Here is a 13,838-nt window from a genome sequence, read left to right as displayed (position 1 = left end):
CAATGGCGGCACTGGGATGACGCAAACTGCGCCGAGAAGGGAGCCGCAATGAAAGGAACTTCGCGATCAAAAGGACCCCGTGATGAAACTGCCCTTCGATCTGCGTGCACTCGAGATTTTCGTCAGTGTCGTCGAGCACCAGAGCTTCACCACTGCCGCTCAGGCACTCAGCCTGGCCCAGTCAGCGGTCAGCCAGTCGATCGCCGGACTCGAAAGCCGACTGGGCACGCAGCTGCTGGTCAGAGGCTCACGCGGTCTGCGCCTGACACCGGCCGGCGACACGCTGCTCGAGCATGCCCGCCCCTTGCTGCAACAGGCACAGCGCGCGGCACTGGCGATGGCCGAGCTCGAGGGGCTGGTCAAGGGCGAGGTGCGCATCGGCGTCTCCTCGATGCTCGGCTCCTACTACTTCCCGCCCCTGTTGATGGCGTTCAAGGCACGCTACCCCGACATCAAGCTCAGCGTGATCGAGGGCGGTACCCTGAGCCTGCGTCGGATGATCGACAATGCCGAGCTGGATCTGGGCGTCATCGTCGAAGATCAACTCGGCACCGATACCCATGGCCTGATCCGGCGCCACTTCCTGAGTGAGGAAATGGTGGTCTGTCTGGCGAATGATCATCCGCTGGCCGCACGCACGCAGATCAGCGTCGAGGAGTTCTTCGCCGAGGAGCTGGTGGTCTTCAAGCGCGGCTACTTCCATCGCGACTTCATCGAGCGCCTGGCCAGTCAGCATGGACTCGCGCCGAGCATCGCCTTCGAATCGAACCTGATCGCCCTCAACAAGGCGATCGTCGCGCGTGGCTTCGGGATCACCACCTTCCTCAAGCGTGTGGTCGAGGATGACCGTGAAGAGAACAACCTGACCGCTGTCTCCTTCGATGAGCCCGCCTGGCTTGAGCTGTCACTCGCCTGGCGTCGCGAGCGCGGCCTGTCGCGTGCCGAGCAGGCGCTGGTCGATTTCGTCATTGAGCACTCGGCGGCCGGGAGGCCCGCCCTGAACGCTGATGGTCAGGCTGACAGCGCTGCGCTGGACTCTCCTTCCTGAACAGTGGCTGACAAGTTCCAGGGCTCAGAAACGACATCACCCGGCCAGGGCCGGGTGATGTCGAAGAGGTGCTTGTCTCTTCAAGGGCTTGTCTGTTTCAGCGCTGGTTTTTTCAGTGCCAGGCATGATCGGCTCACTGGCTGCGCATGGCCAGCTTCATCTGCATGGCCTCGTAGGGCATCGGGCGACGCGACTGCCAGTAGTGCCTGGACCAGTAGACGTTGTCCAGCCGCGACAGCTTCACGCCACGCGAGGTGGAGGCATGCAGGAAGTAGCCATTGCCGACATAGACCCCCACATGGTTGTAACGACGAGAGGGACGAAAGAAGACCAGATCGCCCGGCTTGAGCTGCGACTTGTCGATACGCTTGCCACGCTTCACCTGGTCGTTGGTGGTACGCGGCAGATCAATGCCGAAGCCATCACTGAAGACATGCTGCATCAGGGCGGAGCAATCGATGCCGCGGGAGTTGGTTCCCCCCAGACGGTAGGGCGTCCCGGCCCAGCGATCATGCTCTTCCAGCAGGACATCGCGGATGCTCGGCCCAGTCATGGCATAGTCCTGCGACTCGGCGACCGGCTGGGGCGCGGACTGGCGATAGCGCTTGAGCTTCGGCAGTTCCGGCAGGTCCACATCGTAGTAGGCCACTTCATTGGACGGTGTTGAGTGACTGGCACAGCCCGCCACACCCAGTGGCAGGATCAGAAAACAGCATAATAACGCGTGGCGCATCCAGCATTCCTCGTCGTGGGCCCGGCGCTGGAAGGGTGAAGGTGAGCAGCGCTTGCGGACGGCGATAACCATTGATGCATGACGATGATCGTTGATCGATCAGAGATAACACGGTGACCATCTGACAAGGTGGGCCGGATCAGGCAGCAGCACACCTTGCAACACGATGACGACAGTCAGATGACAAACCCAAGTCGTTCGCAGGATAGTAGTTCATGTCTCCGCAAACCGTATGCCATTACCGCAGATTTTAGACCAAAGCATCAGAGAAGGTGCCCCTGCCGCTCACCCGACCTGGGTTGAATCCCGCTCAGTGCAACGTGCGAGCGTCTCCGCTCAGCACATCCAGATGCAACGCCGGCCAATGCCCCGGGCGCGCGCCCGGGAAATCGAGACTCGACCAGGCACCGGCCAGAGGTGGCGCCGCCGTCAACCACTGGATGAGCGCATCGCGGAAGCCGCGCAGGAAGTTGTCACGCTGGTCGGTATTGCCCATGAAGAAGGCATAGCCGGCGAACAGCCCACGGGCATATTCCTTCCAGCTGCCGTAGTGGTCACGCGCCATCGCATAGGCGCTGTCCAGATAGGCAGTGAAGGTCGCATCGTCCAGCCAGCCCAGCTGTCGCCCGGCAATCGCGAGGTCCACCATCTGGGCGATGTCCCACGCCGCCATATCCAGCTCGTTGCAGCGCGCCTCGTTGTCCCTGACGCGTCGCAGACGGTCCAGATGCACCTGCTCATCATCGCCGCGCTCGGCGCTTTCCAGCACGTCGATCTCATTATCGAGACGAGCGCGATTGAGGGTGTAGGGGCCGTAATTGATCTGGTATTCGTCCCGATCACCGGCATCGCGCAGGAAGTCGAGGAAGCCCTTGAGCGCCTCGGCGTTGGCGAGGCCGTAATGACCTTCGAGCCAGCCGCTGAGTTCCTCGACGCCCCGCCCGTACTCCACCATCGGCTCGCCCCAGCACGGCGTATTGAGCGGGCCGCTCAGCGCCAGCGCCGTGAAGCGATCCAGACTCGGGCGCAGCCCCGGCTCCTGCCAGTCGCTGGCGCGCCAGTCGAGCCAATGAAACAGGCTGCCGGGGTCATCGAGATGCCAGCGGATCTCGTTGACCAGCGGATGGTCCTCGAGTTCCGGCACCGCGGATTCCCATACCGCCCAGGCTTCCAGCAGGCGCGTGGCGTCCGGATAATAGCGGCACAGGGCACTGCGCAGACGCTCGGCACACTGGGCCAGCTCATCGGCGGGGAAATCACCGCTGTCCTGCACCATCAGCAGATAGAAGGCGTACTTCTCGGCCATCACCACACTGGCAGGATAGCGATGACAGACGGCCAGCCGCTGACGGCGTTCCAGCTCGACGGCATCGGCACGTCCGAAGGGCGTCTGGGCATCGGGCAAGGCACCACGCGCGGCATCGGCGGCCAACTGATTGAGATGATGCGCCTGCGCCGGCAGCCAGAAGCGCGCCATGCCCTGCACACCATCGCGGGTGTCCAGCGCCAGCGTCTCGTTGAGATATTGACGTGCCTCTTCGCGGCGCGCCGTATCGACCTCGGCGACAAGACCCTGACGATAGAGCAGGTCCGGCTCGCGGATACTGGCGATGGCCAGCACCCAGTGGCGACTGTCATTGCGCCACGCACGAATCGCCGCTCGGCAGCGCTCACGCTGGGAGGCAGGCAGCAGCGCATGCAGCTCGCAACGCAGCGGCGTCAGCGGCGACGCCATCAGCGGACGCCAGTCACTCTCGGTGTCGCGGGTCAGATCGACACCCTCGAACAGGCTGCGACCGCGCTGATAGGCGCGAGCCACGCCCTGCCAATCGGCATAGCGGCGCGCCAGCAGGTCGATGCCGTGGGCGGCGAAGTCCTCGCCCTCCTCACGACTCAGCCAGCCGGCACATAGCCCGGCGAAGGCGAGATCGACCAGACGCAGCCAGTCCCAGGCGGCGAATTCCAGCGGCTCACCACGATCGAGATACTGCAGCAACAGCTCGCCATAGGCCGCGGGTGACGGGGGCTTTTCCAGCCCGCCATCGGCGACGTCGATGCTGGAGGAGGCATGCGCGGGGACGCCCTTGCGCCCTTCCGACTTGCGTTCGGCCTCTTCCTGAGCCGCGTCCGCTTCCAGCTCATCCAGCCACTTGGCACGCTCGCTGTCGCTGGCCGTCATCAGGCGTGCGCTGTCGATGTCCCAGCCATAGCGATGCCCCTGTGAGGCCAGCCACAGCAACAGTCGAATCAGCTCATCACGCCCGGTGATCGCCCAGGTCTCGGCCAGCCAGCGCGTGACGTCCGGCCAGTGCGCCGCGGCGTCAAAACCGCTGGCACCGTCTTCGTGCGGGCCGCTGTCATCGGTGGTCAATGTCTGGCCGCCGAGCCACGGCGAGAAGATGGCGCGCGCCATCCAGACCCGGTCGCGCTCACCCTGAGGCCAGAGCTCAGTAACCGCCACCGGAGGCTGTGACTCCAGCGCCTCCAGCAGACGCGGCCAGGTGACGCCGGCGTCTTCGTGCTCCAACTGGGACAGCGCGAGACTGGCCTCGAAGAAGCCATCATCGCCTCGCGTCCAGCCCGCATCGCTGCGCGAATGGGCCAGGGCCTTGAGCCAGTCATCCAGCGAGGTGAAGCGCCCGCCGATCGCCGTGAGCAGACGTATCAGCCAGGCACGCGTGCGCGCCTCTGACAGCCAACCGGCGGTACGTGCCAGCGCCAGCAATTCCAACGCCTCCAGCTGGTGCAGCGGGTCCGGGGTGTCATGGGGGAAGGCCTCCAGCAGACGCCATCCCAGCTCCCCCGCATCCGGGACTTCCTGGGCCTTCAGACGCGCGCACGCCTGGGCCGGTGTCCACACCATTTCCGGCGCGGCACTGAAACCCCAACCGCACAACACCAGCTGTTGCCCCCACCAGGCACTCAGGGGTTCGACCAAGGCACACCTCACGACTCGATAGGATTCGACTGACGCAACACTTGCGACCGGGCAACTCGCAACCGGCGGCGCATAGTGTAACGGAAAGGGGCTTGCGGCGATGCCCCTCACGCAGGATAGCGAGCACGAACCACACCATGACGCCCGATGACAAAGGCACTGTCATCGGGCGTCATGGTGTGGGTGGCCGCAGACAGCGAAGACCAAGATTACCGCATTCTCATCACATCAGAATCATCACATCAGGATGTCTTCATAAACTTGTTGCTGGTCGGGATACGGAAGAAGGCGCAGTACGCCACCGGCAGCACCACCAGCGTCAGCAGGGTCGCCACGCCCAACCCGAACACGATCACCACCGCCATGCTCGAGAAGAAGGCATCCGGGAACAGCGGAATCATGCCCAGCATGGTGGTGATGGCCGCCATCGACACCGGCCGCACACGGCTGACGGCCGCCTGCACCACCGCCTGGAAGCGATCCTCCTGCTCATCGAGCTGCACGTTGATCTCCTCCACCAGCACGATGGCGTTCTTGAGCACCATGCCGATCAGGCTCAAGGTGCCGAGCAGCGCCATGAAGGTGAACGGCGCACCGAACACGATCAGACCACTGACGATACCGATCAGCGTCAGCGGCACGATGGACCAGATGGCCAGCGCCTGACGCAGGTTGGAGAACAGCAGCACCGTGATCACGAACATGCCCAGCAGCCCCATCGGCAGCGAGGAGAACAACGCCTGCTGAGCTTCGGATGAGGTTTCATACTCGCCGCCCCACTCCAGGTGGTAGCCCTCGGGCAGCTCGATGGCCTCGATCTTGGGACGGATACGCCCCAGCACGCTGGCGGCCGTTTCCCCGGACAGCGGCATTGGCTCGGCGTAGACCGCCAGCATGCGCTGACGATCACGACGCTTGATCAAAGGGTCACGCAGCTCTGTCTTGAGCGGCCCCATCACCGAGCCCGCCGGCACGTAGGTCTCCTGCTCATCGCTCCAGACGTTGAGACTCGCCAGGGTGTCGAGATCGAAGCGCTGACGCTCCTCACCGCGCAGCAGAATGGGGATCAGCTCGGAGCCTTCGCGATAGACACCGACGCTCTCGCCGTCGCTGTTGATCAGCAGCGCCTGATGCAGCGAGTCACGTGTCACGCCGACACGCCGCGCCTGATCATCCAGGAATTCGGGCTCGATTCGATTGACGCGATTGCGCCATGACAGACGAATGCTGTCGGCCAGCGGCTCCTCCTCGAAGACGCGACGTACCTTGCCCGCCAGCTGACGCAGCACTGCGGGGTCTTCGCCGTACAGGCGCGCCTCGAGACTCGCCTTGGCCGATGGCCCGACCTGCAACGCCTGCACCTTGTATTCCACTTCAGGGTACTCGGCGCGCACCAGGCGTATCACCTCCTCCATGCGCGCTTCGCGGCTGGCCCGGTCTCGGGTTTCGACGATCAGCTGCCCGAAGCTGGCATAGCTGTCTTCCGGCGAGTAGGTCAGCGTGAAGCGCTGGGCGCCCCCACCGGTGACGCTGGTGACATGCTTGACCTTGTCCATCTTGAGCACCTGCTGCTCAAGGTCCGCGATGCGCGCTTCCGTCGCCAACACGTCGGTGCCCTCCGGCATCCAGACATCGACGAAGAACAGCGGGGTCGAGGCATCCGGGAAGAAGGCATTCTTGACCTGCCCGAAGCTCATCACGGCCGCCACCAGCAACGCCACCGCGCCCCCCAGGGTCAGCCAGCGCAGGCGGATCGCCCAGCTCAGCAAGCTGCGGAAGCCACGGAAGATGACGCCACGATAGGGGTCTTCCTCCTGATTCTCGTCCGTGCCACTGCCCGCCGTCTCCCGCGCTTCGCGAAAGAACATGTCGAAGAAGAACGGTGTCAGCGTCAGGGCGGTGATCCAGCTCAACAGCAACGAGTAGCACAGCACCCAGAACAATGACCCGACGAACTCGCCGGTGGCATCCGGCGACAGACCGATGGGCGCGAAGGCGGTGATCGCGATCACCGTGGCCCCCAGCAGCGGCATGCGGTTCTGGTTGACGACCTCGAAGGCGGCCTGACGCTTGGTCTTGCCACGCTTGAGGCCGATCAACATGCCCTCGGTGACCACGATGGCGTTATCCACCAGCATGCCCAGCGCGATGATCAAGGCCCCCAGCGAGATCTTCTGCAGCTCGATGCCATGGATCGACATCATGACGAAGGTGCCGAGAATGGTGATCAACAGCACCAGCCCCATCAGCACGCCACTCTTGACGCCCATGAACACCAGCAGCACCAGAATCACGATGCCGACGGCCTCGGCCAGGTTGATCAGGAAGCCGGACACTGCCTCATCCACCACCTGCGGCTGGTGATAGACCGTCGTCAGCTCCATGCCCAGCGGCATGCGTGACTCAAGCTCCCCCAGTCGCTTGTCGACCAGCGCGCCGACCTCGACCACGTTGACGCCAGAGGCGAACGAGATACCCAGCGACAGCGCCGTTTCACCATCGGTGTGATAGATCCGCGACGGCGCTTCGGTGTATTCGCGACTGACCGAGGCGATATCGCCGAGACGAATCAGGCCACCATTGCCGGGACGCCCGACCACCAGACGTTCCAGGTCCTGCACGCTCTGGAACTCACCACTCGGCTGCAGTTCCAGCGACAGGCCGTTCTGACGGATACGCCCGGCGTCGCCGACCACGTTCTGGGCATTGAGCAGGTTGGCGAGCTGATCCGGCGAGATGTTCAGCGCCTGCATGCGATCACGATCCAGCGCGACGATGACCTGCTCGCTGCGCGCGCCGACGATGGAGACCTTCTTGACCCCCTCCACCAGCGTCAGCTCGCGCTGCAGGAAGTCGGCCTGGTCCTCGAGGTCATGCGCCGAATAGCCCTCGCCGCTCAGGTTGTAGAGCAGGCCGAACACATCGCCGAAGTCGTCATTGACGATCGAGGAGCCACTGCCGGGCGGCAGGCTCGACTGGGCGTCATTGACCTTGCGGCGCAGCAGATCCCAGTACTGCTGCATCTCGCCTTCGCGCACGCTGCTCTCGAGCTCCAGCGTGATCTGGGAAAGACCGGAGCTGTTGACCGAGCTGACGCGCTTGAGATTGGGAATCTGTTGGATCGCCTTCTCCAGCGGCAGCGTGACTTCCTCTTCCACCTGCTTGGGCGTCGCACCCGGATACTGGGTAATCACCACCGCGTTGCGGATGGTGAACTCGGGAAATTCCAGCTGGCCGAGGCCGAAGAAGGAGGTCACGCCACCCACCGACAGCAGCAGCACGACCATCCAGCTGATGACCTTGTGTCTCAGGAAGTAATCGACCATGGATCAGAGCCCCGCTTCCTTGACCCAGGGACGCACAGGCTCCCCGGCTTCCATGCGACTGGCGCCCGCCGTGACCAGTCGGTCACCGGCACTCAGTTCTCCCGTGATCACCAGTCCTTCGCCGGTGGCCTGCAGTACCGTGACCGGCACGGCCTCGACGGTGCCCTGGGCGCTGACTTCCTGCTGCTTGCCCTCGCTCTTGCCCTCATTCCTGCCGTCGTCTGAGCCGGTGTCCGTGGTGGCGTCCTTGTTGATGGATGCGCTCGCCTGGGCGTCACCGCCCTTGGGCACGTAGCGCCACACCACGGGCTGGTCCGGGCTTTCCTCCTGAGCGACCACCGCCTCGATCGGCACGCGCCACTGGCCCTGGGTCGCCGCCGTCAGCTGCTGCATGTCCAGCTCCACGGTGGCGCTCATGCCTGACAGCACGGTGATGTCCTGCGGCTCCGGCAGCGTCAGGGTGACTTCATAGCTAAGCGAGCCCTCGCTGGCACTGGTGTCGTGCTCCTTGTAACGGGCCGGGTAGCGCGTCTCACCACTGCCGAAGCGCACCCAGGCCAGGGCGGCATCCTCAAGGCGCCCGGCCGCGGCACGCTCACGATCGATGGCGCGCACCTGGCGCTCCGGCATGTTGAAGATCACATCGATCTGCCCCGGCTGCTGCAGCACGGCGATGGTTTCCTGGGCGGCGACCACCTGATAGTTGTCCACCGGCACGCGCGCGATCACCCCGTCATAGGGCGCCTTGAGATAGGTGTAGCTGAGCTGGTCCTGCGCCTGGGAATACTGGGCCTGCGCAGACTGGAATTCGGCCTGCGCCTCATCGAAGCGTGCCCGACTGATGGCGCCCTTCTCCACCGAATACTTCATGCGCTTGTAGGTCGCCTGCGCCAGATTGAAGCTGGAACGGGCATTGTTGAGCTCGCTTCTGGCATCGCGATCATCCAGACGGGCGATCAACTCGCCCTTCTCGACCTCCTGTCCGGCCTGGACCTTGAGTTCGCGCAGCTCACCGCCGATGCGAAACGACAGGTTGGAGCGCTCCGAGGCCTCGACCACACCGGGATAGCGCTGGATGACCCCGCCGCCTTCATCCGACAACGACAGCAACTTGACCGGATGCACCTTCTGCTTCTCCAGCGGCGCCTCGGCCTCGCTGCAGGCCGCAAGCCCGAGGGTCAGCAGGAGTCCGGCGAACAGCTGAAGGACGCGGCCTCCCCGCCAGGCGAAAGGAGTACGCAGGTGTGGCTTGGCACCAGGTCGAAGTTTCATCAGCGGGCCCTTGAATCGTTGGAATGGAATGGCACAAGCGAAATCTGTCATCTGTCCGGCGTGCGCTGCGGGGTTGGCTGCCCTCACTGGCGAAGCGCGATCGCGTCCCAGGCCATCTCGAAGGCCTGGTCGAAGCTGTCATCACTGATGGCTGGCACCTGGCAACCGGAGCCCTGCAGCAGGCTGTAGATCGACCGAAACATGAACACCTCGATGAGGGCGAGATCGATCTGCTTGAGAATGCCGGTCTGCTGGCCCAGCGCGAAGGCGTCCAGCAAGGGCGCGGCGCGCTCCTGATTGGCCACCTTCAGGGCATCCTGCATATGGGAAGAGTGCAGAAACTGATCGTGAAAGCGGAACAATGCGGGCTGATGGCGCCCCAATGCCACCAGGGCATTCCATACCCGACACAGTGCCGATTTCAGCTGCTGGGCGGCCGGCGGCAGCGTTGACGGCTCGTCCTCGAGCGCCTCTACAGGCTCGGCCTCGAAGGCCTCGATGGCGACCGCGATGATCCGACGGCTGACCTCACGAAAGGTCGCCTCCAGCAGGTCATCCTTGTCACGGTAGTAGAGATAGAGCGTGCCGGGCGACATGCCGGCGGCACGCGCGATGCGCGCCACGGAGGTCACGGCAAAACCATGCTCGGCCACCTCATGCAGCGTGGCTTCCAGCAACGCCTGCTGCTTGTGTTCATCACGATGGCGCATGGCCCGTCTGCCTCTGGTCTGATCTGTTCTGGTCTTGAGCGAATCCCCACAAAATAAATGAACGTTCATTTATTTTCAACCAGACATTGTGTACCTGAGTGCACGCCCGCGCCTTGGGTCGTGCAAATCAACTCATGCAAATTATCTCATGTGGAAGATCAAGCCGTGACTGAGGGTCAGAGGCGTCAAATACAAGGCCAGTGAATGCCTGACTCGAAATGCCAGATACGAATTGCCAGATACGAAAAAGCGCAGCTCATCGAGCTGCGCTTTCTGAAGGCATCCACCTGAAATCTGACACGCGCCCGCGGCGCGCTTCAGCTCTCGGGGTCGATGATCGCGATGATGTGGTCTTCCAGGTCCTGCTGGCGCACAGACACCTCGGAGACGGCAAAACGTGACACCGAGACCCCGGCACGCTTGACGCTCTTGGCATCGCCGGTCAACAGCGGGTGCCATTCGGGCAGCTCACGGCCTTCATTCAGGCGGCGATAGCCGCAGGTTTCCGGCAGCCAGCGCAGCTTGCCCACCGTCTCGACATCCAGCGGAATGCAGCCCGGCACGCGCGTAGCGCGATTGGGATAATCGCGGCAACTGACCTTGCGCACATCCAGCAGACGACAGGCGACATCGAGTACCGCGATATCGCCACTGTCTTCATCCTCGAACTTGAGCAGGCAGCATTGGCCACAACCGTCGCACAGCGCCTCCCACTCGGCGGTATTCAGCTCCGAGAGTGCGTGGCGCTCCCAGAAACGCTCACGCTTTCCGCCGTCAGGCTGCGGAACATCGCTCATCTTGCTCTCCTCGCCCTGCCGGGCAGCAGGGTCGTTTCATCAGTACGGTCTTGTCTGCCGGACAGGGCGTCAGTAATGCGTTTCCGGCGGCGTCACGCCAATCTCCTTGAGGAGGTTTTCCTTGGCCGGCGGCATCTGCAGATAGAAGCCCTGCTCGCGAATCTTCTCGAGCACCGTGGTGCTGGCAACGCGCGCCAGCGGCTTGTCGGCACGAATCAGCAGTGTCATCAAAGGGGTCGGCGTGCCGAAGATGCCCAGCAGGGATTCCGGCACATCCTCGAGTCCGCGCGCCTTCTCGACGTAGAGGTACATCTCGTCCTTCTTGGCGCTCTTGTAGATCTCGCAGATCATCTTGTCGTCTGTCATCGGGCTACCCATCATCTTGCAGCGCTTGCGCGCATCAGCGAGCTCTGGCGTCACGGGCATGACCCGAGAGCTCACTATCGGTTTCTGGCCTGTTCATGACCTGTGTTGCTGGCAAGCCAGGCTGCGCGAGCCTCGCGCATGCCCCTTGCAGTCTGGCCCACGGAATCGGCGTACGTCAGCTCTCGAGCGCCTTGGCCAGGCGCGCGGCCAGCAGCTCACCGCGCCAGCCCTGCGGCAAGGGCAGCGGCTCGCCCTCGTGATCGGCAATCACCAGCGCTTCCATGTCACGGCGCTTGCCGAGAATCTCCGGCTTGAGCTGCTGTGCCTCGGCCACCGCATTGACCTCCCGCTTGAGGCGTTTCATGCAGTTCTTCCACTCCGGCGCCAACGGCGACGGCGGCACGCGCGGCAGCTGACTGTCATCGATCATCGCCACGTCCTTGAGCAGCGTCAGCACGGTGTCCCCGTGGCGCTTGATCTGCGGCGGATGCATGCCATCGACCTTGGCCAGTTCGAAGCGATTGGTCGGCAGTCGCTCACAGATACCGAACAACTGCGCATCGGCCAGCAGGCGCGAACGCGGCACGTCGCGCAGACGAATCTGCTCCTCGCGCCAGTCGCACAGCACCTGCCAGGCGGCCAGGCCACGCGGCGAGAGCTTCCACAGGCTGCGATGACGCTTCCAGTACTCCGGGTCCGGTGTGGCACCGCCGCTGCTGCCCGGGTCCCGGCAGTCCTCTTCAAGCCAGGCCATGCGGCCCAGCTCGAGCAACGCATCGCGCTGCTCGGACCACACCTGCGGCAGGAACAGCACGTCCAGCGCGGCGTAGTCGCACTGCGCCTGACTCAAGGGGCGCTTGAGCCAGTTGGAACGCGTCTCTTCCTTGGGCACGGTGACGCCCACCACACGCTCGACCAGACGCTGATAGCCCATCGAGGCTTCGCCGCCGGTCAGGCCTTCGGCGATCTGGGTATCGATCAGCGGCGTCGGCGCCACGCCCGCCCAGCGCAGGAAGACTTCCATGTCCTCGCCACAGGCGTGCAGCAGCTTGAGCGGACCCTCTGCCCCCAGCAGACGCTTGAGCGCCTCGCTGGCCGGCACCACGGTGGGGTCGATCAGGAAGATGCGCGGCGTCTTGCCGTCCGCACCGGGCAGCTCGCCGTCACGGGCGGCCATCAACTGCACCAGTGCCGGAATCGGGAAGAAGGTCGACTCGCGGATGAATTCGGTGTCCAACGCCAGCCAATCGGCGCCTTCCAGTTCTGCACAGGCAGCAGCCAGCGCCTCGGGGGTCTCGATCCAGACGGCCTCGAAATCGAGTTCTGACAGCAGTGCGGTGGCGGATTGATCACTCATCAGCAAGGAAATCTCGTGGTGACAGGCTTGCCCGGGCAAGCGGGAATTGAAGGTGACGGGCACTCGCCAGACACCGGGCGGTAAACGACCGCGGGCGTGGTGGTTCCTGACCACCACGCCCGCAGACGTGCTGCTGTAGTTGCTTTGATACCGAAGCTGCCTTTTGCAGAAGCTGCCTCGACATCGATGCCGGTGCCGAGCATCGGCACCGGCATCGCATCAGATCTCGCCGAGGGTGAACGGCAGACGGCCGCTGAAGGCACGACTGAGCGTGCCGCCATCGACGTATTCAAGCTCCCCGCCCATCGGCACGCCATAGGCCAGACGCGTCAGCTTGAGCGGCTGCCCACCGTGTTGCACATCGCGAAGCTGCTCGGCGATGTAGTGTGCGGTGGCCTCGCCCTCGACCGTCGGGTTGGTGGCCAGCACCAGCTCCTCGATCTGGCTTTCGCGGACGCGGGTCTCCAGCGCAACCAGCCCGATATCCTCGGGCCCGATGCCATCCAGCGGCGACAGATGACCGTGCAGCACGAAGTAACGCCCCACATAGCCTCCCGCACCCTCGATGGCGAGCTGGTCGGCGGGCGATTCCACCACGCACAGCACGCGCTCATCACGCCGCGGACTCAGGCACAGCTGACAGATCTCTTCCTCTGTCAGCGTGCGGCAGCGCGCGCAATAGCCGACGCGCTCCAGCGCCTCGCCCAGCACGCCGACCAGACGATCGGCGCCCATGCGATCACGCTCCAGCAGATGCAGCGCCATGCGCTGTGCCGTTCGCGGGCCAACGCCCGGCAGCACGCGCAAGGCATCCAGCAACTGATCTACCAGCGGCGAAAACCCCATCAGAACGGCATCTTGAAGCCGGCCGGAAGGTTCAAGCCAGCAGTCGCCTCTTCCATCTGCTTCTTGGAATTGACTTCGACCTTGCGCACCGCGTCATTGACGGCGGCCGCCAGCAGATCTTCCAGCAGTTCCTTGTCTTCTTCCATCAGGCTCGGATCGATCTCGACGCGCGCGACGTCATGACGACCGTTCATGGTGACCTTGACCATGCCCGCGCCGGATTCGCCCTGGACTTCCGCCTTGGCGGCTTCTTCCTGGACCTTCTGCATGCGCTCCTGCATTTCCTGCGCCTGCTTCATGATGTTACCCATACCGCCTTTTCCACCGAACATGGCTCACCTCATCAATAACGTGTTGAACATGACCTAACGATAAATGCCGTCTGCCCGACGTGCCATGTCGTGGCACCTCCGGCCTATGGTATGCGTGCCTTGCCGGCACACGC

Annotated in this window: 11 protein-coding genes; 1 reads left to right on the top strand and 10 read right to left on the bottom strand. The window is 63.8% G+C overall.

Annotated elements, in window-relative coordinates:
• Positions 1-82: 82 nt before the first annotated feature.
• On the top strand, positions 83-1,048 hold the full coding sequence (locus QQF40_RS15490) for a LysR family transcriptional regulator (protein ID WP_175088419.1): 966 nt from the start codon (positions 83-85) through the stop codon (positions 1,046-1,048).
• 133 nt (positions 1,049-1,181) lie between these two features.
• On the opposite strand, the gene QQF40_RS15485 is transcribed toward QQF40_RS15490, so the two are convergent.
• From QQF40_RS15485 to QQF40_RS15440, 10 genes are all read right to left on the bottom strand, one after another.
• Complete coding sequence (locus tag QQF40_RS15485; RefSeq protein WP_175088418.1) at positions 1,182-1,781, bottom strand: NlpC/P60 family protein; 600 nt, start codon at positions 1,779-1,781, stop codon at positions 1,182-1,184.
• Between the two features lie 310 nt (positions 1,782-2,091).
• The gene (locus tag QQF40_RS15480) at positions 2,092-4,719 is read right to left on the bottom strand and encodes a DUF1266 domain-containing protein (RefSeq protein WP_285461857.1); all 2,628 of its coding nucleotides are present in this window, start codon (positions 4,717-4,719) and stop codon (positions 2,092-2,094) included.
• Positions 4,720-4,961: 242 nt separating this feature from the next.
• Complete coding sequence (locus tag QQF40_RS15475; RefSeq protein ID WP_285461856.1) at positions 4,962-8,045, bottom strand: efflux RND transporter permease subunit; 3,084 nt, start codon at positions 8,043-8,045, stop codon at positions 4,962-4,964.
• A 3-nt stretch (positions 8,046-8,048) separates the two neighbouring features.
• Positions 8,049-9,317, bottom strand: coding sequence for an efflux RND transporter periplasmic adaptor subunit (locus tag QQF40_RS15470; RefSeq protein WP_285461855.1), 1,269 nt, complete (start codon positions 9,315-9,317; stop codon positions 8,049-8,051).
• 83 nt (positions 9,318-9,400) lie between these two features.
• Entirely contained in the window at positions 9,401-10,027 is a 627-nt protein-coding gene (locus QQF40_RS15465) for a TetR/AcrR family transcriptional regulator (protein ID WP_175088415.1), read from the bottom strand.
• A 317-nt stretch (positions 10,028-10,344) separates the two neighbouring features.
• A complete protein-coding gene (locus QQF40_RS15460; RefSeq protein WP_054555633.1) occupies positions 10,345-10,824 on the bottom strand; it encodes a YcgN family cysteine cluster protein in 480 nt (159 codons plus the stop codon).
• Between the two features lie 69 nt (positions 10,825-10,893).
• Complete coding sequence (locus QQF40_RS15455; RefSeq protein WP_306424362.1) at positions 10,894-11,250, bottom strand: YcgL domain-containing protein; 357 nt, start codon at positions 11,248-11,250, stop codon at positions 10,894-10,896.
• A 115-nt stretch (positions 11,251-11,365) separates the two neighbouring features.
• Positions 11,366-12,547, bottom strand: coding sequence for a ribonuclease D (gene rnd / locus QQF40_RS15450; RefSeq protein ID WP_285461854.1), 1,182 nt, complete (start codon positions 12,545-12,547; stop codon positions 11,366-11,368).
• 219 nt (positions 12,548-12,766) lie between these two features.
• The gene (recR, locus tag QQF40_RS15445; RefSeq protein WP_285461853.1) at positions 12,767-13,393 is read right to left on the bottom strand and encodes a recombination mediator RecR; all 627 of its coding nucleotides are present in this window, start codon (positions 13,391-13,393) and stop codon (positions 12,767-12,769) included.
• Positions 13,393-13,725 carry a YbaB/EbfC family nucleoid-associated protein gene (locus QQF40_RS15440; protein ID WP_175088413.1) on the bottom strand — a complete coding sequence of 111 codons (333 nt, stop codon included), beginning with the start codon at positions 13,723-13,725 and terminating at the stop codon, positions 13,393-13,395. Before QQF40_RS15440 ends, recR begins: the two co-directional genes overlap by 1 nt.
• Between the last annotated feature and the right edge of the window lie 113 nt (positions 13,726-13,838).

The organism is Cobetia sp. LC6 (assembly GCF_030264805.1).
Lineage (GTDB): Bacteria > Pseudomonadota > Gammaproteobacteria > Pseudomonadales > Halomonadaceae > Cobetia.
Note: the sequence above shows the minus strand (reverse complement) of the source record. Positions and strands in the feature narration are given on the sequence as shown.